We start from the raw sequence: 20,258 nt of genomic DNA, 5'->3' as shown, positions 1-20,258 counted from the left end.
TCCTTTATGGCAATGGGTTATTGGCCCGACGCGCCAGCCACTCTTTAATTTGCTGGCGATGCAGGCTAACGGAACGACCTACGACAACGACGATAAGTAGCGCACCGGAAAGGGCGCTGGACACCTGATTTGGCACTCCTGCCATTTGCAAACCTTGTTGCAAATATCCCACTAATAAAACCGCAATGGCGGTGCCGATAATGGAACCAGAACCACCATAAATATTGGCACCGCCGAGCACTACGGCGGTGATGGCGGGCATCAGAAACGACGCACCGAGATCGGAACGTGCTGAACCAAAATACGATACCAGCAGCACAGCGGCGACCGCAGACGCCAGCCCCGTCATGGCATAGAGCGCACACAAGGTGCGGTTAACTGGAATCGCGCTATAAACCGCCACACGCGGGCTTTGCCCAATTAAAAACACGTTACGTCCGGCATGGGTTTTATGCAGCCAGAGCCAGAAAACGAGGAGACATATCAGGAAGATAATCAGCGGAACGGGGAGTCCCAGTACATCCAGGTTAGCGAAATCTGTAAACGCCATCGGGAATCCACCAATACCTTCGTACCCCGTCGCTCCGGCCATCCCGGAAAGCAGCAGGGCGCTTCCGGCAAACAGATACAGCGTGCCAAGCGTAATCACCAGCGGGTTAACTTTGGTATAGATAATTAATCCGGCGTTGATCAGCCCGCACAATGCGCCGAGCAGTAAGGTCAGGAGAATCGCCAGCGGCATCGGCACACCACTTTGAAACAATACGCCCAATGCAATGGCGCAGAGGCCGATGGTCGAACCAAACGAAATATCGATCCCACCACTGACAATCACCATCGTCAGCGGTAGGGCGACAATGCCAATGCAGATAAAGTCACTGGTGCTGAACAGCAACATATTGAGATCTAACATCCGCGGGTTAATTGCACCAAATGCAACAATCTCAATAACGAGCAGTGCGGCAAGAGCCAGTTCCCAACCGTAGCGAATACGCATTACGCGGCCTCCCGTTTTTTACCTGACGAAGCGGGTTTAACGGATGGCGGTGGCATCATAAAGCGGGCATATTTTTGCCGCCGCAGATTACGTTCCAGCGCACAACGCAGGCGTCCATCAAACACCAGCACCGCCAGCAGAACCAGGCCCGCGATAAAATCATTCCACCATGCCGGAATGCGCAACAGCACCAGTACACTATCGATCTGCGTCAGGAACCATGCGCCGAGTACCGCACCGATGATCGCGCCGGAACCGCCGAGCAAACTAATGCCGCCCAGCACGCAGGCTGCAATTGCTTTCATCTCCAGCCCGGTACCGGTCTGGTTGGGGATAAAACCAATCTGCGAAGCAAACACAATCCCCGCCAGTGCCGCCATGCAGCCGTTCAACGAAAATGCCACAATGCGAATGGCTTCCGTACGAACGCCCAGTTGACGAGCGCCCTGCAAATTATCGCCCGTGGCATAAAAACTGCGTCCAAACGCCGTCTTCGCCAGCAGCCAGGCCATAAATGCCACCAGAATTATCGTCAACCAACCAATTGCTGAAACGCCAAACAGTAGCGGGGCGGAGAGTTGTTTCAGTTCGGCGGGTAACCCCTCAATCCATTTACCGCCAGTCCACAGCAACATGATGCCCCTGTACAATCCTAATGTACCGAGGGTGGCGACAATGGCAGGGATCTTTAGCCACGCGACCAGGACACCGTTGAAAAATCCCGCGAGCAAACCAAGCAGTAAAGTCGCGACACAAGCAACAGGTAGTGAATACCCCGCGTTCAGTAACATTCCCAACAGCACTGCGCACATTCCGGTAATCGAACCTACCGAAACATCGATATTGCGCGTGAGCATCACCAACGTCGCGCCCATTGCCAGCAGGATCAGGATTTGCGCGCTGCTATAAACCATGGTCAGCGTTTGCACACTTAAATACTGACGGTCGAGAAAACCGGGTAATACAAACAGCAGCACCACCGCCAGCAGTGCCGTGATTTCACGGTTGTTCTGAATAAATTTCAGCATGACGCCTCCTGACGCTGACTATCGCCGAAGGCAACGCGCATAATGGTCTCGACATTAATATCGCGCCCGGTCAGTGCAGAGTGGGCAATTTCGCCCTGATGCATCACATACACGCGATCTGCCATCAGTTCGATCTCTTCGAGATCAGAGGAGATAAGCAGCACAGCCACATTCTGTGCGGCGATGCTGCGCAACAGTTGGTAGATATCATTACGCGCCGAGACATCCACGCCGCGCGTCGGCTCATCGACAATCAATACTTGCGGCGAAGCTTCCAGGCATTTGGCAATCAGGATTTTTTGCTGGTTGCCGCCGGATAAGGTCCGTGCAGCTTGTTCTGGTTGGTTAAATTTAATATTCAGCGCCCGACGATAACGTTCCAGCGTGGCATTATCTTTCGCGGTTTTCGCCCAGAATCCACGAAGGTTATGAGTGAGGGCGCAGACGTTCCACGCCAGTGAAGCATCGAGATTCAGTCCGGATGACTGGCGATCTTCCGGCAGATAAACCAGACCGCGCAGTAAACGTTCTCCGATGGATAATCTATTGATCTCTTTACCATTCAGCATAATGCGTCCGCCACGCAAAGTACGCAGACCATAGAGCGTCTCGGCCAGTTCTGTGCGTCCGGCTCCCACCAGCCCAGCCAGGCCCAGAATTTCTCCGGCATTGAGCGTCAGGCTGACATTCCTGAAACCTTCGCCGGTCAGATTTTCCAGTGTCAGCACCTGCGTTCCGGCGGCATGTTGTGGGCGGTTGCCAGGTAATTCCAGCCATAATTTTTGGCTGGCAGAGAGCGATTTTTCCCGTAGCGCTGGCGTGATGGCCTGAATAATGTCGTCGGTAGACAGTTCGCTGGTTTTGCCGCTTAAGGCGATGGTTCCGTCGCGCATCACGCTAATTCGATCGGCAATCTGGCGAATTTCCGGCAGCTTATGCGAGATAAAAACAATACCCACGCCAGTAGCAAGCAGCTCTTGCAAGCGACGAAACAAACGTTCGGTTTCGGCGGGGGTAAGCGAGGCGGTAGGTTCATCGAGGATCAGAATCCGCGAGTCGCGCATCAGCCCGCGGAGGATTTCCACCATTTGGCGATCGGCAACATCCAGTGAGCCTGCCAGACTATGCAGATCAAACTGGCAGCCCAGCGCCGCCAGCAAGTTCTTCATTTTCTGCATGGAGAGCTGTTTTTTTGCCAGCCCAAACAAGATGTTTTCTTTTATCGACAGGCTTGGGAAAAGCAGCGGTTCCTGGGGAACGAGATAAATACCCAGCTGATGAGCATGAACTGGCGTTAATCTGGTGTAGTTGTTGCCCCCAATCTCCAGCGTACCGCTATCAGCAGGGGTAATACCGGCAATAATCTTCATTAACGTCGATTTACCGGCACCATTGCCGCCGAGCAGGGCGTGGACCTCCCCCTGATGCAACGTAAAATCGATGCCTTTCAGGACATTAACCCCTGAATACTGTTTATAAACCGAGCGGGCGCAAAGTAGCGGTAACGCGCGGGTATCACTCGTTTGCATATTTCCCCCGTTCAGTTTTGCAGGTGAGTTTTGAACAAATGTATTTCTGCTTTTAATTTGTTCATAACCTTAGGTGGACATTGCACATATTTCCGACGAATAGATCACAATTTATGCTATTTTGATTTTCACGGTTGCGTTTGTTCATGCTCGTAGAGTCAAACTGTGGTTGCCATCACAGATATAAATGCGCAAGAACTGAACAATTGCATTAAAGATTTAAGTATGTTCAAAGTGAAGAATGAATTATGACAATCAACGATTCGGTAATTTCAGAACAGGGAATGTGTGAAGAAGAACAGGTCGCGCGGATTGCGTGGTTTTACTACCACGACGGGCTGACCCAGAGTGAGATCAGCGATCGTCTCGGCCTGACCCGTTTGAAAGTGTCGCGATTACTGGAGAAAGGGCATCAATCCGGCATTATTCGCGTACAGATTAATTCTCGCTTTGAAGGCTGTCTGGAATATGAAACACAATTACGTCGTCAGTTTTCGCTGCAACATGTCCGGGTGATCCCAGGGCTTGCGGATGCTGATGTCGGCGGGCGACTAGGGATAGGCGCGGCGCATATGTTGATGAGTTTACTTCAACCACAACAGATGCTGGCGATTGGTTTTGGCGAGGCAACCATGAATACGCTGCAACGCTTAAGTGGTTTTATTTCGTCACAGCAAATTCGCCTGGTCACGCTCTCCGGTGGCGTCGGTTCTTATATGACGGGTATCGGGCAGCTTAACGCGGCGTGCAGTGTGAATATTATTCCGGCTCCGTTGCGGGCATCCTCCGCTGACATTGCCCGTACGCTAAAAAATGAAAATTGCGTCAAAGATGTTCTGCTAGCCGCGCAAGCAGCGGATGTGGCGATTGTCGGCATTGGGGCTGTGAGTCAACAAGACGACGCAACAATCATTCGCTCCGGCTATATCAGCCAGGGCGAACAGTTAATGATTGGTCGAAAAGGGGCTGTTGGCGACATTTTAGGCTACTTTTTTGATGCAAAAGGTGACGTTGTCACGGATATCAAAATACATAACGAACTGATTGGCTTACCTTTAAGCGCGCTGAAGACTATTCCCGTCCGGGTTGGCGTGGCAGGGGGAGAAAATAAAGCCGAAGCCATTGCCGCTGCAATGAAAGGCGGTTATATCAACGCACTGGTTACCGATCAGGATACTGCAGCGGCGATTTTACGTAGTTAAATTTGCATGACCTTATTACCGGGAATGATGGAGAACGTACAGAGGAACAGACAGAACGCATAAGCCGAGGATAATCTAATGGCTCGACTCTTTACCCCTTCAGAATCAAAGTACTACCTGATGGCGCTGGATGCAGGCACCGGAAGTATTCGGGCTGTGATATTCGACCTGGAAGGCAATCAAATAGCAGTGGGACAGGCGGAGTGGCGGCACCTGGCAGTACCGGACGTTCCTGGTTCTATGGAGTTTGATCTCAACAAAAACTGGCAACTGGCGTGTGAGTGTATGCGCCAGGCGCTGCACAACGCCGGCATAGCCCCGGAGTATATCGCTGCCGTTTCGGCATGTTCGATGCGCGAAGGCATTGTTTTATATAACAATGAAGGAACACCGATCTGGGCCTGCGCCAATGTGGATGCCAGAGCGGCGCGCGAAGTTAGCGAACTTAAAGAACTGCACAACAATACCTTTGAAAACGAAGTTTATCGCGCCACCGGACAAACGCTGGCTTTAAGCGCTATTCCCAGATTACTTTGGCTGGCGCACCATCGTTCTGATATCTACCGACAGGCGTCGACCATCACCATGATCAGCGACTGGCTGGCCTATATGCTCAGCGGCGAACTGGCGGTGGATCCCTCTAACGCTGGCACCACGGGACTTCTTGACCTAACCACCCGTGACTGGAAACCTGCATTGCTGGATATGGCCGGACTGCGGGCCGATATTCTTTCTCCTGTCAAAGAAACCGGCACATTGCTGGGCGTGGTAAGTTCACAAGCGGCGGAACTCTGCGGTCTGAAGGCGGGCACTCCGGTGGTCGTTGGAGGAGGCGACGTGCAACTTGGTTGCCTGGGGTTAGGCGTTGTGCGTCCGGCACAAACCGCTGTTCTTGGCGGCACATTCTGGCAGCAAGTTGTAAACTTAGCCGCGCCGGTGACAGACCCAGAAATGAACGTGCGCGTTAATCCTCATGTTATTCCTGGCATGGTACAAGCTGAATCTATAAGCTTTTTTACCGGACTCACCATGCGCTGGTTCCGCGATGCTTTCTGTGCCGAAGAAAAACTGATTGCCGAACGTTTAGGCATCGACACCTATACGCTGCTGGAAGAGATGGCAAGTCGGGTGCCGCCTGGGTCGTGGGGCGTAATGCCGATATTCTCCGACAGAATGCGCTTTAAAACCTGGTATCACGCTGCGCCTTCCTTTATTAATTTGTCTATTGATCCGGATAAATGTAACAAAGCGACGTTGTTCCGTGCGCTGGAAGAAAATGCGGCGATTGTATCAGCGTGTAATTTGCAACAAATCGCTGATTTCTCGAATATTCATCCTTCATCGTTAGTCTTTGCAGGCGGAGGTTCAAAAGGGAAATTATGGAGTCAAATTCTCGCTGATGTCTCGGGATTACCCGTCAATATTCCGGTGGTCAAAGAAGCCACCGCATTAGGATGTGCCATTGCAGCTGGCGTCGGTGCCGGAATTTTTTCATCAATGGCAGAAACCGGAGAACGCCTGGTTCGCTGGGAACGGACGCACACACCAGACCCGGAAAAGCATGAACTTTATCAGGATTCACGGGATAAGTGGCAGGCAGTTTATCAGGATCAGCTGGGGCTGGTTGATCATGGACTGACGACGTCGTTATGGAAAGCGCCTGGGTTATAGTTTCATTGACAGCCACATCATGATGACCGTGGCTGTTTTTTGAGTATTCTTATTTCCCTTCTTTTAGAGCTGGTTTGTTAAATGCCAGCTTGCAGATTCATCGTTCCATCGCCCGTAATATATTCAAGGGGAAATTGCTATTTTTCTTAAAGCATTAAGCATAACCCTTATTTTATATCGAATATTCCTAAAGGCATTAATGGATGAAAAAGGGGTTTAATAAACTTCTTTTTTTAGCAATTAGTGCTATTCTTTGTTAAATATGATGATGGTAATTTTCTTATTGAAAGAAACATTTTTCTTATTAAGCAACAATAACTCATGGTTCATTTTTAAATAAAATAAGAACTATGCAATTTTTAATCTATCGCTTCGAAAGTATTAGCAAATTAGCCAAATTGACACCTTCCCACCTCCAACCAACACTCAATACAGACCTCTGACAATTTAATAAGTTTCATTTTTAATGTCTGACGACTCATCTCTTTCGTGGCTGTATTGTTTGTATATGGAGCGTTTATATGAATAGAATCTATCGCGTGATATGGAATTGCACCCTACAGGTATTTCAGGCCTGCTCGGAATTAACTCGCAGGGTAGGTAAAACATCAACGGTTAATTTGCGTAAATCCTCTGGACTGACAACGAAATTCAGTAGATTGACGCTGGGTGTTTTGCTGGCACTAAGCGGTTCAGCGTGTGGTGCGAGTCTGGAAGTTGATAATGGTCAGATTACCAATATTAATACTGATATTGCTTACGATGCCTACCTGGTTGGGTGGTATGGCACTGGAGTGCTTAATATTTTGGCTGGCGGTAATGCTTCCTTAACCACTATTACTACCAGCGTCATTGGCGCTAATGAGGACTCGGAGGGTACCGTTAATGTTTTGGGTGGCACCTGGCGATTGTATGATAGCGGAAATAATGCAAGGCCTTTAAATGTGGGTCAATCCGGTACGGGGACGCTGAATATTAAACAGAAGGGTCACGTTGACGGAGGATATTTAAGGATAGGTTCTTCGACAGGAGGCGTCGGGACGGTCAATGTTGAGGGAGAGTACTCGGTTCTGACGACCGAATTATTCGAAATAGGGAGTTACGGTACAGGCTCATTAAATATTACGGATAAGGGTTACGTCACGAGTTCAATCGTCGCCATTGTAGGATATCAGGCGAACAGCAATGGTAAGGTTGTCGTTGAAAAGGGTGGCGAGTGGCTAATAAAAAATAATGATTCCTCAATTGAATTTCAAATTGGCAATCAAGGCACGGGGGAAGCGACTATTCGCGAGGGGGGGCTGATTACGGCTGAAAATACGATTATCGGTGGCAATGCCACCGGTATCGGAACCCTGAATGTGCAGGATCAAGACTCTGTTATCACGGTACGCAGACTCTATAATGGATATTTCGGTAATGGCAAAGTCAATATTTCCAATAATGGACTGATTAATAACAAAGAATATTCATTTGTGGGCGTTCAGGACGGGTCCCACGGTGTCGTCAACGTGACCGATAAAGGGCATTGGAATTTCCTCGGAACGGGCGAAGCTTTCCGCTATATCTATATCGGTGATGCTGGCGACGGTGAACTTAATGTCTCGAGTGAAGGAAAAGTAGATTCGGGAATTATCACTGCGGGGATGAAAGAAACAGGCACAGGCAACATTACTATTAAGGATAAGAACTCCGTTATCACTAATCTCGGAACTAATCTTGGTTATGACGGCCACGGCGAAATGAATATCAGTAATGAGGGGCTTGTTGTCAGCAACGGAGGAAGCTCACTCGGTTATGGAGAAACCGGCGTCGGGAATGTCAGCATCACCACGGGGGGGATGTGGGAGGTCAATAAGAATGTCTATACCACCATTGGTGTTGCGGGTGTCGGAAACCTCAATATCAGCGATGGCGGTAAGTTCGTATCGCAAAATATTACTTTTTTGGGCGATAAAGCAAGCGGTATCGGCACACTGAACCTGATGGATGCGACATCATCGTTCGATACTGTAGGTATCAATGTCGGTAATTTTGGTAGCGGCATCGTAAATGTCAGTAATGGTGCCACTCTTAATTCAACGGGCTATGGATTTATCGGAGGAAATGCCTCCGGTAAGGGGATAGTTAATATTTCAACGGATAGTCTCTGGAATTTAAAGACATCATCTACTAACGCCCAATTACTACAGGTCGGTGTATTAGGCGCGGGTGAACTGAATATTACCACCGGAGGTATAGTTAAAGCGCGTGATACACAAATAGCTCTCAATGACAAAAGTAAGGGCGACGTGCGGGTGGATGGGCAGAACTCTCTTCTTGAAACATTCAATATGAACGTAGGGACGACTGGCACAGGTACGTTAACCCTGACGAATAACGGTACGCTGAATGTCGAAGGTGGAGAAGTTTACTTAGGTGTTTTTGCGCCTGCTGTAGGAACGCTAAACATTGGTGCTGCTCACGGTGAGGCGGCGGCAGATGCCGGATTTATCACCAATGCGACGAAAGTGGAGTTTGGTCTTGGCGAAGGCGTTTTTGTCTTTAATCATACCAATAACAGTGATGCCGGCTACCAGGTCGATATGCTGATTACGGGTGACGATAAAGACGGAAAAGTGATGCATGATGCAGGCCATACGGTGTTCAATGCAGGGAATACTTATAGCGGTAAAACGTTGGTCAATGGCGGCCTCCTGACCATTGCGTCACATACGGCAGATGGGGTAACTGGCATGGGTTCGAGTGAAGTAACCATTGCAAGCCCCGGTACGCTCGACATTCTCGCATCAACGAACAGTGCGGGAGATTACACGCTGACCAATGCGCTCAAAGGCGATGGCTTGATGCGAGTGCAGCTGTCATCCTCCGACAAAATGTTTGGCTTTACCCATGCAGCAGGGACTGAATTCGCCGGTGTTGCCCAACTGAAAGACAGTACCTTCGCACTGGAACGCGACAACACCGCTGCGCTTACTCACGCGATGCTGCAGTCTGACAGTGAAAATACCACATCGGTAAAAGTGGGAGAGCAATCCATTGGTGGACTAGCCATGAATGGCGGTACGCTCACTTTCGATACGGATATACCTGCTGCGACGCTTGCGGAGGGATATATCAGCGTCGATACACTGGTTGTCGGCGCGGGTGACTACACCTGGAAAGGCCGTAACTATCAGGTAAACGGGACGGGCGACGTGCTTATCGACGTGCCTAAACCGTGGAATGATCCCATGGCGAATAACCCTCTGACGACGCTCAATTTGCTGGAACACGATGATAGCCATGTCGGCGTTCAACTGGTGAAGGCGCAAACGGTTATTGGGTCGGGTGGCTCATTAACGTTACGTGATTTACAGGGCGACGAGGTGGAAGCGGACAAAACGTTACACATTGCACAAAACGGAATAGTGGTCGCCGAGGGTGATTATGGATTCCGCCTCACGACCGCACCAGGTGATGGTTTGTACGTTAACTATGGGCTGAAAGCGCTGAACATCCATGGTGGGCAAAAGCTGACGTTAGCCGAACATGGCGGAGCCTATGGCGCAACGGCCGATATGTCGGCAAAAATCGGTGGTGAAGGGGATCTGGCAATCAATACGGTGCGACAGGTTTCGCTTTCTAACGGTCAGAACGACTATCAGGGGGCAACCTACGTTCAGATGGGGACATTACGTACCGATGCGGATGGCGCGCTGGGCAATACTCGGGAACTGAACATCAGCAACGCGGCCATCGTCGATCTTAATGGATCGGCCCAGACGGTAGAGACATTCACCGGGCTGATGGGTTCGACTGTTTTGTTTAAAGAGGGGTCGCTGACGGTGAATAAAGGTGGGATCAGTCAGGGCGAACTGACAGGTGGCGGAAACCTGAATGTTACAGGGGGAACACTGGCTATCGAGGGGCTTAATGCACGCTACAATGCGTTAACCAGCATTAGCCCAAATGCCGAAGTCAGCCTCGATAATACGCAGGGGTTAGGCAGAGGAAATATTGCCAATGACGGTCTGTTAACGCTAAAAAATGTGACCGGCGAACTGCGTAATAGCATAAGCGGGAAGGGTATCGTGAGCGCAACCGCCAGGACAGATGTAGAGCTGGATGGCGATAATAGCCGCTTTGTGGGGCAATTCAACATTGATACAGGCAGCGCGCTCAGCGTCAACGAGCAGAAAAACCTGGGTGATGCTTCCGTTATCAATAATGGCCTGCTCACCATCTCCACTGAGCGTAGCTGGGCGATGACGCACAGTATCAGCGGTAGCGGTGATGTGACAAAACTGGGGACCGGGATCCTGACTCTTAACAAAGATTCCGCGGCGTATCAGGGTACGACGGATATCGTGGGTGGTGAAATTGCTTTCGGTTCCGACTCTGCCATTAATATGGCAAGTCAGCACATTAATATCCATAACAGCGGTGTGATGTCGGGAAATGTCACCACTGCAGGTGATGTGAACGTTATGCCAGGGGGGACACTGCGTGTCGCTAAAACCACTGTCGGCGGTAACCTGGAGAATGGTGGCACGGTTCAAATGAACAGCGAAGGAGGAAAACCGGGGAATGTACTGACCGTTAACGGTAACTATACCGGAAACAATGGCCTGATGACGTTCAACGCGACGCTGGGCGGCGATAATTCGCCCACCGATAAGATGAACGTGAAAGGCGATACCCAAGGGAATACTCGCGTTCGGGTTGATAACATTGGCGGCGTCGGTGCACAAACTGTCAACGGTATTGAACTCATTGAGGTCGGCGGTAATTCTGCAGGTAACTTCGCGCTGACCACCGGAACTGTCGAAGCTGGGGCTTACGTCTACACGCTGGCTAAAGGGAAGGGGAATGACGAGAAAAACTGGTATCTGACCAGTAAATGGGACGGCGTAACGCCAGCGGATACACCCGATCCCATCAATAATCCTCCTGTTGTGGATCCGGAAGGCCCATCAGTTTATCGCCCGGAGGCCGGAAGCTATATCAGCAACATTGCCGCAGCCAACTCGCTGTTTAGCCATCGTTTACACGACCGTCTGGGTGAGCCGCAGTATACAGATTCACTGCATTCTCAGGGTTCGGCAAGCAGTATGTGGATGCGTCATGTCGGAGGGCACGAACGTTCAAGGGCCGGTGACGGTCAGCTAAATACTCAGGCTAACCGCTATGTATTGCAGCTAGGCGGCGATTTGGCGCAGTGGAGTAGCAACGCGCAGGATCGCTGGCATCTCGGCGTCATGGCAGGCTATGCCAATCAGCACAGTAATACTCAGAGTAATCGTGTGGGTTATAAATCGGATGGGCGCATCAGCGGGTACAGCGCTGGGATTTACGCGACCTGGTATCAGAACGATGCGAATAAGACCGGCGCTTATGTTGACAGCTGGGCGCTGTATAACTGGTTTGATAACAGCGTCAGTTCCGATAACCGTTCTGCTGACGACTATGATTCTCGCGGTGTGACGGCCTCTGTTGAGGGTGGGTATACCTTTGAAGCGGGAACATTTAGCGGCAGCGAAGGGACGCTGAATACCTGGTACGTCCAGCCACAGGTGCAAATCACCTGGATGGGTGTGAAAGATTCTGACCATATCCGGAAGGACGGAACACGCATTGAAACGGAAGGTGACGGAAACGTGCAAACGCGACTTGGGGTGAAAACCTACCTGAACAGTCATCACCAGCGTGACAATGGTAAACAGCGTGAGTTCCAGCCTTACATTGAAGCGAACTGGATCAACAACAGCAAAGTCTACGCCGTGAAGATGAATGGTCAAACCGTAAGCCGTGATGGTGCGCGTAATCTCGGTGAAGTACGTACCGGGGTTGAGGCGAAAGTAAATAACAACCTTAGCCTGTGGGGGAATGTCGGTGTGCAACTAGGTGATAAAGGCTATAGCGATACTCAGGGCATGCTGGGTGTGAAATATAGCTGGTAAACCGTATAAGCCGCATGTCGAAGATGCATGCGGCTTAATATTGCCGACTTCAAACGACTTTTAAATCCTCCTTTTTATCCGCGATCGCGGATATCGCAGCGTTTATCCCGTAGAGCGGATAAGATGTGTTTCCAGATTGACTTTATCCTCACTAAAGGATAAAACTGATAATATCCCCTTGAGCGGATAAATATGCTGTGGACGTATGACATGATGAGCTTTCAGAAGATCTATAGCCCAACGCAATTAGCGAATGCAATGAAACTGGTTCGTCAGCAAAATGGCTGGACGCAGAGCGAGCTGGCGAAAAAAATCGGTATTAAGCAGGCGACAATTTCCAATTTCGAAAACAATCCTGACAATACCACGCTGACGACATTTTTTAAGATTTTACAGTCGCTTGAACTCTCAATGACGCTATGCGACACGAAAAATGCCTCGCCAGAATCAACAGAACAGCAAGATCTGGAGTGGTAATGCCTAAACTTGTCACTTGGATGAACAACCAGCGGGTAGGCGAGTTAACGAAGTTAGCCAATGGCGCGCACACCTTTAAGTATGCACCGGAGTGGTTAGCCAACCGTTATGCCAGACCGTTATCACTTTCGCTGCCATTGCAGAGGGGGAATATCACCTCTGATGCCGTATTTAACTTCTTCGATAACCTGTTACCCGATAGCCCGATTGTACGTGACCGGATCGTTAAACGTTATCATGCCAAATCCAGACAACCGTTTGATTTATTGTCAGAAATAGGGCGAGACAGCGTTGGTGCCGTGACGTTAATACCCGAAGACGAAACCGTAACGCATCCGATAATGGCATGGGAAAAGCTTACTGAAGCCAGACTTGAAGAAGTATTAACGGCTTATAAAGCAGATATCCCTCTGGGCATGATTAGAGAAGAAAATGACTTTCGCATCTCGGTTGCTGGCGCGCAGGAGAAGACAGCGCTGCTCAGAATAGGCAATGACTGGTGCATTCCGAAAGGAATAACGCCGACGACGCACATCATTAAATTACCGATTGGCGAAATCAGGCAGCCCAATGCGACGCTCGATCTCAGCCAAAGCGTTGATAATGAGTATTACTGTCTGCTGCTGGCGAAAGAACTTGGGTTGAATGTGCCGGACGCAGAAATCATTAAAGCGGGAAATGTGCGCGCGTTAGCGGTCGAACGTTTTGACAGGCGTTGGAATGCTGAGCGAACGGTTTTACTTCGCTTGCCACAGGAGGATATGTGTCAGACATTCGGTTTACCTTCATCGGTGAAATATGAATCAGATGGAGGCCCAGGCATCGCGCGGATCATGGCTTTTTTGATGGGGTCCAGCGAGGCGCTGAAAGATCGCTATGATTTTATGAAGTTTCAGGTGTTCCAGTGGTTGATTGGCGCAACGGATGGCCATGCAAAAAACTTCTCCGTATTTATTCAGGCTGGCGGCAGTTATCGACTCACGCCATTTTACGACATCATTTCAGCATTTCCGGTATTGGGTGGCGCAGGAATACACATCAGCGATCTCAAACTGGCAATGGGGCTTAACGCATCCAAAGGCAAAAAAACGGCAATCGATAAAATTTATCCGCGACATTTTCTGGCGACAGCAAAGGTGCTGAAATTTCCGGAAGTGCAGATGCATGAAATCCTGAGTGACTTTGCCAGAATGATTCCGGCAGCACTGGATAACGTGAAGACTTCATTACCGACAGATTTTCCGGAGAACGTGGTGACGGCAGTTGAAACCAATGTGTTGAGGTTGCACCGTCGCTTAAGCCGAGAATACGGTATTAAGTAAGATATGGGGTTTGGCCGTTGTTAATGAGCAGGACAATCATGACCGCCAACGACTGGATTCTCCCTTGGTTTATGTTGGTGCGCATAATGTATATTATGTTAAATATGGTGGGTTTGTTCTTAAGTTCATGTGTTCCGCTCTTTCAGTAGCTTAACTGATGAATCAGTCAGCAGCTTTTGCCGTGCAAGCTACGCGGCGGTTCGTACCAGATTGGCCACCTCCATCTCCTGGTTCGCTTTCCCCTCCCCCCGGTAAACCTCACCCAACGTTAATTAATGATGTCAGTATGTGGGCGCTATCCTTGTATGTAAAATCCACTGACGATTACGCCCATCTGTGAAAAAAAACTCACAATGCCATTCGATGCATCTCCATACCGAACGAGGCGTTATCGTCTTTATCGCCCCGTAGTGGATATCAGAAAATCAATCAGGGCCTTCACTCTTTTCGTTTTACCCGCGTTTTTGGGGTAATAGAGATACACTGGCGGGTAGGTTTTCCAGTAGCTCTCCATCACCGGAATAAAGCGCTCCCTGTCCGGCTGTAACTGCCAGACAGGCTCAAACAAGCGCCCAATTCCCAGCCCGTTACGGATCCCGTCTGCCATAACGTCAATATCGTTGCTGATTAACTGCCCCGGCATCTCAACGGTCAACTGCTCACCGCGATCGTTCAGGAGCAGCGGAAGGATGCGGTTGTTGGTGATAAAACGGTAACCAATCAGCTGGTGATGACAGAGATCTGCCGGCACTTCAGGCGTTCCATGTCGGGAGAGATACGCTGAGGATGCATATAATCCTTCACGAAACGGTTTCATTAACGGTCGGGCCACCACCCCTCCCTCAAGAATATCGCCAAAACGGATCCCCAGATCAAAACGCTCTTTGATGATATTCACGGTACCGTCGTAGACCGAAATTTCTAACTGTATACCCGGATATTGCTGACAGAATTCTGCCATCGCAGGCTTAAGAATTAACAGGTAGGCAAAACGCGAGAGCGTAATTCGCACCATCCCTGAGGGCTCCTGATGCTGGTCGCGAATGCTTTCAAGTGAGTTTTCCAGCGACTCCACCGCCGCAGCGGTCTGTTCCAGCAATAATTGACCGGTTTCCGTCAGCTCTATACGGCGGGTCGTACGCACAAAAAGCGGATGACCGATATACTCTTCCAGCAGCTTTAGTGCATTGCTGACGGAGGGAGGCGTAATTTCCAGTTTCCTTGCGGCTGCCGAAATATTGCCCTCCCGCGCAATGCTCTGGAAGATGCGAATCTGGTTATAAAGAGCGTTATTCATAATGTTTTCCTAAAGCAATTCTCGCCTGATTATTAAGTACAGTCTAAAAATGCTTAAGTCAATGACCCTCTAATCTTCCTGAAATACGCCTCTTATACTTTAGTCTCTTTCTACTACGACCTGAGTTCAGGAGACTATGATGCGAATTTTATGTCTGGATATCCCTGCCCCTGGAGCATCGCTGGAGAAATATGCTCCGCACCTCAACGCTGAAGCGCTGCACGCCTGGGGATTGTATAAATCAGGCTTCATCCGCGACATCTACTTCCGTCAGGACAGACCTGGCGTCGCTATTTTTCTTGAATGTGACTCTGTCGATGAAGCGATGAACGTTATGGCCGAATTCCCGTTGGCAAAAGCAGGCTTACTAAGCTTCGAGTGTATACCGCTTGGCTCCTTTATTAACTGGGAAAATCTCTTCGCCGATGAATTTAAAAATAAAGAGTGAGGACCGATATGAAACCTGCATATAAACCAGTGCTATGTGTCGTTTCCAGCCATCCGATTAAAGGCGCATCCGGTGTACCAACCGGTTTTTTCCTGGCCGAGCTGACTCATCCGCTGAAAGTACTGGAAGATGCCGGAATAAAAACAACAATAGCCAGTATTCGCGGGGGGCAGCCACCGGTGGATGGATTTGACCTCAGCGACCCTGTTAACGCCTGGTACTGGAACGAAACCGATTTTCAGCAGCGCCTGGCAACAACACCTGCGTTATCCGAGCTGAAAGGTGCCGATTACAGCGCAGTTTTCTTTGCAGGTGGTCATGGGACCATGTGGGATTTCCGTGATAATCAGGATGCCCAGCGTATTATCCGCGAAGTGTATGAAAGTGATGGGATTGTCTCAGCCGTCTGCCACGGGCCTGCGGCATTGGTTGACGCAAAACTCAGTAGCGGCGAATACCTGATAAAAGGGAAAAATGTGGCGGCCTTTACCAACAAGGAAGAGGAAGAAGTTCACACAACAGATGTGGTTCCCTTCCTGCTTGAAACCGCACTTCGCGAGCATGGTGCGCTTTATCATGAAGCTCCAAACTGGTCTGAAAACGTGGTTACCGACGATCGCCTTATCACGGGGCAGAATCCCGCTTCAGCACATGGGGTTGGTGTGGCGCTGTTAAATGCACTCCGCCGGACAGCTTAATTAATTCATCGTTACTCACCTTACTTGGCCGGTTTAAGTCAGCCACGATCCGGCCTTTTTTCAGGAGCTGAATATGAAAACACTACCTCCAGTCGCACTAGGTACATGGTCCTGGGGCACAGGCTTTGCCGGCGGCGACACCGTCTTTGGTAATCATCTTTCTGATACTCAGATGGCAGAAGTGTTCACTGCGGCCATGAGTAAGGGCCTCAATCTCTGGGATACCGCAGCAGTATATGGTATGGGGAGTTCCGAGACTGCGCTGGGAGCATTAGTCCGTCAGTTTCCCCGCGAGAACATAATTTTATCCACCAAATTCACGCCGCAGATTGCGGACAAGCAGTCTGCGCAGCCTGTCAGCGATATGCTTGAGGCCAGCCTTGGGCGCCTGGGCGTGGACGCGATTGATATCTACTGGATCCATAATCCCCTCGACGTCGAAAAATGGACACCAGGACTGATCCCACTTTTACAAAGCGGTAAGGTAAAACGCGTAGGTGTTTCCAACCACAATCTGGCACAAATCAGACGCGCCAATGAAATCCTTAACGCTTCCGGTTATTCCCTCAGTGCAGTACAAAATCACTACAGCCTGCTCTATCGCGCTTCTGAAGAGGCCGGGATCCTTGATTATTGCCGACAAAATAACATCACGTTCTTTGCTTACATGGTCCTGGAGCAAGGCGCGCTCAGTGGTCGTTATGATTCAAATCATCCCATGCCTGCCGGGAGTGGCCGGGCCGAAAGTTATAACGCAGTACTGCCGCAGATAGAAAGACTAACCGCCGCCATGAAAAAAATGGGAGCCGAAAGGAATGCCAGCGTGGCACAGATAGCCATCGCATGGGCTATTGCGAAAGGTACCCTTCCCCTCGTTGGTGCGACTAAAGTCCATCACGTTCTGGACGCCGCCTGCGCTTCAGACATCCAGTTACGCGATGAGGAAATCATCCTGCTGGAACAACTCGCCGCAGAGACCAGAGTGGATACACGAGGCGCCTGGGAAAAACCGATGGTGTAAAGCCCGTCCGGAACAGACTGTCATGAATGACACACACGAACGGGCTGTTCCGGGTGATTCTAATCTGTATCACTTTTACTGCTTTGTATGAATGGTGAGAATATGAAAATCATTTGCCTCGAAGAAAATTATCTCGACAGCGAGTTAGGGCGAGCGTGTATGCCTGTTGCGCTTGAGCAGGCACCTTTCCTTGGCGACTGGGGGAAAACCGTCGCTGATGGTCATAATCCTGACCGACTCCCTGCTTTCCCGCTTTAATAAACTGAATGTGCCACTCTATCTTCATCCCGGGTTACCGCTTAAAAGCGTACAGCAGGCCTACTTCACGGGCTTCAGCGCAGAGGTCAACTCCAGGCTTTCTATGTTTGCCTGGGGCTGGCATCACGAAGCGGGGATCCATTTGTTGCGGCTGATGTTATCGGGTGCATTTGATAAATATCCCCACTTGCAGGTAATCAGTGGCCACTGGGGTGAGATGTTACCCTTCTGGCTCCAGCGTCTTGATGACAGCCTGCCACTGGCTGCAACGGGTCTGTCACGCACGCTAACGAGAACCTTCCAGGAACACGTTTACGTTACCCCGTCATATGCTAACACTGCCGCACTTCCAGTTTATCTACGCGTTAATGGGTGCTGAAAGGATCCTGTTCTCCGTCGATTATCCCTATCAGACCCTGGACGGTGTAAAAACCTTTATAGACAGTCTGCCCGTCAACAAGGCTGAAAAAGAGGCCATCGCGTTTCGCAATGCAGAACGTTTACTGGGCATCACGGTTTAGTTCACCGTTTCATGATGACTGAGCACATTGTGATCAGCCGACAATTATTAGTTTTTGCCTAAAAGTGAATGAGCCTTTACTGCTCTAAAAAAATAATGTTGTCACTCTATACTGGATTTAATATTCACCAAAGATGTTTAACTGATTGAAATGAAAAATATCCTTGTTATTTCAGGTCATCCTGAGCTTACCCATTCCGTCGCCAATGCCACTATTCTTGATGAAGTGGAGACCGCCCTTCCTGATGTTGAGATTCGTCGTCTGGACAGGCTCTATCCGGATGGCAAATTCAACATCGCGGCGGAGCAGGAAAGCCTGCTCAGGGCCGATGTGATTGTCTGGCAGTTCCCTTTTTCCTGGTATGGGCTGCCAGGATTAATGAAAAAATGGCTGGACGAGGTCTTTGTTCACGGCTTCGCGCATGGCTCAACGGCGAAACTGGGCGGTAAAAAGCTGATCCTCTCCTTTACAACGGGAGCGCCAGAGGAGCTCTATACCGTCGACAGTTTCTTTGGCCATACCATTGAAGAGTATCTTATTCCGTTCGAAACCACGGCAAGGCTGTGCAATCTTGAGCTGCTGGCGCCGGTTTATACCTGCGGTATCAGCTATGCCGACCGGGATGCCGACAAAATCGCGCAGCAAAAAACGCTTGCCCGGGAACACGCTTCAAGGCTTGTCGAACTGCTCAATTCCGTCGTGAATAATCCAGAGGGAGAATAACAATGCAGTATACCCGGCTCGGTAAAAGTGACTTACTTGTTTCCCGCATCTGCATGGGATGCATGGGGTTTGGCGATCCGTCGACGGGTCAGCATAGCTGGACGCTGGACGAAACAGCAAGCCGCGACATCATTCGCTATGGCCTTGAAAAGGGCATCAACTTTTACGATACCGCTATAGCCTACCAGAATGGCTCCAGTGAGCGATACGTTGGCCGGGCATTACGGGAGATGGCGAAACGCGATGATATCGTCCTGGCCACCAAGTTTCTGCCGCGAACCCCCGCACAAATTGCCGGAGGGATCAGCGGAAAAGAGGCAATCGCTCAATCCCTTGACCAGAGCCTGAAGAATCTGGGGATGGACTATATCGACCTCTACATCTACCACATCTGGGATTACAACACGCCCATTATCGACGTGCTTGAAGCGTTACATACCGCTGTTACTGCTGGCAAAGTACGAGCTGTTGGTATTTCAAACTGCTATGCCTGGCAGCTGGCGAAGGCGAACGCCCTTGCTGAACGCGAAGGGCTGACGCCCTTTGTTTCCGTACAGAGCCACTACAATCTAATTATGCGCGAAGATGAACGGGAGCTCTTCGGCCTGTGCACTGAGGATAATATCGCAATGACCCCCTATAGCGCGCTGGCCAGCGGCCGCCTCTCTCGTAAAGAAGGCTATACACGGCGAGCCACAGAGGATGACTATGCGCGTGGAAAATATGACAGCACGGCTGAACAGGATCGCAGCATTATTGAGCGTGTAGCCGAACTGGCCGAACGCCATCTGGTGTCAATGACGGAAATATCTCTCGCTTGGCTGCTGACAAAAGTCACATCACCTGTCGTAGGGGCTACAAAAAAAGCTCATGTCGATGGCGCGGTAAACGCAGTAAATCTTCAACTAAGTCCGGAGGAAATTCAGTTTCTGGAAGAAACCTACCAGCCGCATGTTCTGACGGGGATCATGGCGCAAAATACGCCGCAAACGAAAGATGTTAAGCAGGTCTGGATGCGATAGCCCTTATTCACTTTTCCTCCTCTCGTCTTTGAGAGCGCCAGTAGCGGTCGGTTACGTTCTTACCAGCACCAGTTGATCGAACGTCTTAAACAGTAATGTCAG

General features: G+C 50.0%; 17 protein-coding genes. 13 read left to right on the top strand and 4 right to left on the bottom strand.

The features are described 5' to 3' along the window. Positions 1 to 4 precede the first annotated feature (4 nt). The 3 genes from lsrD to lsrA are packed head-to-tail and all read right to left on the bottom strand — an operon-like array spanning position 5 to position 3,554. Positions 5 to 997 carry an autoinducer 2 ABC transporter permease LsrD gene (lsrD, locus tag G434_RS21615; RefSeq protein ID WP_001222725.1) on the bottom strand — a complete coding sequence of 331 codons (993 nt, stop codon included), beginning with the start codon at positions 995 to 997 and terminating at the stop codon, positions 5 to 7. Next, the gene (gene lsrC, locus G434_RS21620; RefSeq protein ID WP_000911170.1) at positions 997 to 2,025 is read right to left on the bottom strand and encodes an autoinducer 2 ABC transporter permease LsrC; all 1,029 of its coding nucleotides are present in this window, start codon (positions 2,023 to 2,025) and stop codon (positions 997 to 999) included. Before lsrC ends, lsrD begins: the two co-directional genes overlap by 1 nt. Continuing rightward, positions 2,019 to 3,554 (bottom strand): autoinducer 2 ABC transporter ATP-binding protein LsrA, encoded by a 1,536-nt coding sequence (gene lsrA, locus G434_RS21625; protein ID WP_001194898.1) that lies wholly within the window; start codon positions 3,552 to 3,554, stop codon positions 2,019 to 2,021. Before lsrA ends, lsrC begins: the two co-directional genes overlap by 7 nt. Before the next feature lie 248 nt (positions 3,555 to 3,802). Here lsrA and lsrR point away from each other — a divergent pair, with 248 nt between their 5' ends. From lsrR to hipA, 5 genes are all read left to right on the top strand, one after another. Next, a complete protein-coding gene (lsrR, locus tag G434_RS21630) occupies positions 3,803 to 4,756 on the top strand; it encodes a transcriptional regulator LsrR (RefSeq protein WP_000154352.1) in 954 nt (317 codons plus the stop codon). 78 nt (positions 4,757 to 4,834) lie between these two features. Beyond that, positions 4,835 to 6,427, top strand: a complete 1,593-nt coding sequence (lsrK, locus tag G434_RS21635) for an autoinducer-2 kinase (RefSeq protein ID WP_000113145.1) — start codon at positions 4,835 to 4,837, stop codon at positions 6,425 to 6,427. Between the two features lie 521 nt (positions 6,428 to 6,948). Next, on the top strand, positions 6,949 to 12,369 hold the full coding sequence (locus G434_RS21640; RefSeq protein ID WP_001309508.1) for an ECSE_1600 family autotransporter: 5,421 nt from the start codon (positions 6,949 to 6,951) through the stop codon (positions 12,367 to 12,369). A 210-nt stretch (positions 12,370 to 12,579) separates the two neighbouring features. After that, the gene (gene hipB / locus G434_RS21645) at positions 12,580 to 12,846 is read left to right on the top strand and encodes a type II toxin-antitoxin system antitoxin HipB (protein WP_001296726.1); all 267 of its coding nucleotides are present in this window, start codon (positions 12,580 to 12,582) and stop codon (positions 12,844 to 12,846) included. Then, positions 12,846 to 14,168, top strand: coding sequence for a type II toxin-antitoxin system serine/threonine protein kinase toxin HipA (hipA, locus tag G434_RS21650; RefSeq protein WP_001125415.1), 1,323 nt, complete (start codon positions 12,846 to 12,848; stop codon positions 14,166 to 14,168). Before hipB ends, hipA begins: the two co-directional genes overlap by 1 nt. Before the next feature lie 397 nt (positions 14,169 to 14,565). Here hipA and G434_RS21655 read toward each other — a convergent pair whose 3' ends face one another. Next, a complete protein-coding gene (locus G434_RS21655) occupies positions 14,566 to 15,465 on the bottom strand; it encodes a LysR family transcriptional regulator (protein ID WP_001057776.1) in 900 nt (299 codons plus the stop codon). Between the two features lie 139 nt (positions 15,466 to 15,604). On the opposite strand from G434_RS21655, the gene G434_RS21660 reads away from it, so the two are divergent. From G434_RS21660 to G434_RS21690, 8 genes are all read left to right on the top strand, one after another. Continuing rightward, positions 15,605 to 15,913 carry a hypothetical protein gene (locus G434_RS21660; protein WP_001221046.1) on the top strand — a complete coding sequence of 103 codons (309 nt, stop codon included), beginning with the start codon at positions 15,605 to 15,607 and terminating at the stop codon, positions 15,911 to 15,913. An 8-nt stretch (positions 15,914 to 15,921) separates the two neighbouring features. Beyond that, the gene (locus G434_RS21665) at positions 15,922 to 16,611 is read left to right on the top strand and encodes a type 1 glutamine amidotransferase domain-containing protein (RefSeq protein ID WP_000801313.1); all 690 of its coding nucleotides are present in this window, start codon (positions 15,922 to 15,924) and stop codon (positions 16,609 to 16,611) included. A 73-nt stretch (positions 16,612 to 16,684) separates the two neighbouring features. Continuing rightward, positions 16,685 to 17,632, top strand: a complete 948-nt coding sequence (locus G434_RS21670; RefSeq protein ID WP_000854796.1) for an aldo/keto reductase — start codon at positions 16,685 to 16,687, stop codon at positions 17,630 to 17,632. A gap of 102 nt (positions 17,633 to 17,734) precedes the next feature. Beyond that, the gene (locus G434_RS30250) at positions 17,735 to 17,890 is read left to right on the top strand and encodes a hypothetical protein (RefSeq protein WP_001322415.1); all 156 of its coding nucleotides are present in this window, start codon (positions 17,735 to 17,737) and stop codon (positions 17,888 to 17,890) included. After that, complete coding sequence (locus G434_RS21675; RefSeq protein WP_001322416.1) at positions 17,850 to 18,269, top strand: amidohydrolase family protein; 420 nt, start codon at positions 17,850 to 17,852, stop codon at positions 18,267 to 18,269. The genes G434_RS30250 and G434_RS21675 overlap by 41 nt, the downstream gene beginning before the upstream one ends. Next, complete coding sequence (locus G434_RS21680; RefSeq protein WP_001469139.1) at positions 18,220 to 18,411, top strand: amidohydrolase family protein; 192 nt, start codon at positions 18,220 to 18,222, stop codon at positions 18,409 to 18,411. The genes G434_RS21675 and G434_RS21680 overlap by 50 nt, the downstream gene beginning before the upstream one ends. Before the next feature lie 150 nt (positions 18,412 to 18,561). Beyond that, positions 18,562 to 19,134, top strand: coding sequence for an NAD(P)H-dependent oxidoreductase (locus G434_RS21685; protein WP_000789913.1), 573 nt, complete (start codon positions 18,562 to 18,564; stop codon positions 19,132 to 19,134). Positions 19,135 to 19,136: 2 nt separating this feature from the next. Continuing rightward, the gene (locus tag G434_RS21690; RefSeq protein WP_001200459.1) at positions 19,137 to 20,156 is read left to right on the top strand and encodes an aldo/keto reductase; all 1,020 of its coding nucleotides are present in this window, start codon (positions 19,137 to 19,139) and stop codon (positions 20,154 to 20,156) included. The last annotated feature ends 102 nt before the right edge of the window (positions 20,157 to 20,258 follow it).

Source organism: Escherichia sp. KTE172 (genome assembly GCF_000408845.1).
GTDB lineage: Bacteria > Pseudomonadota > Gammaproteobacteria > Enterobacterales > Enterobacteriaceae > Escherichia > Escherichia coli.
Note: the sequence above shows the minus strand (reverse complement) of the source record. Positions and strands in the feature narration are given on the sequence as shown.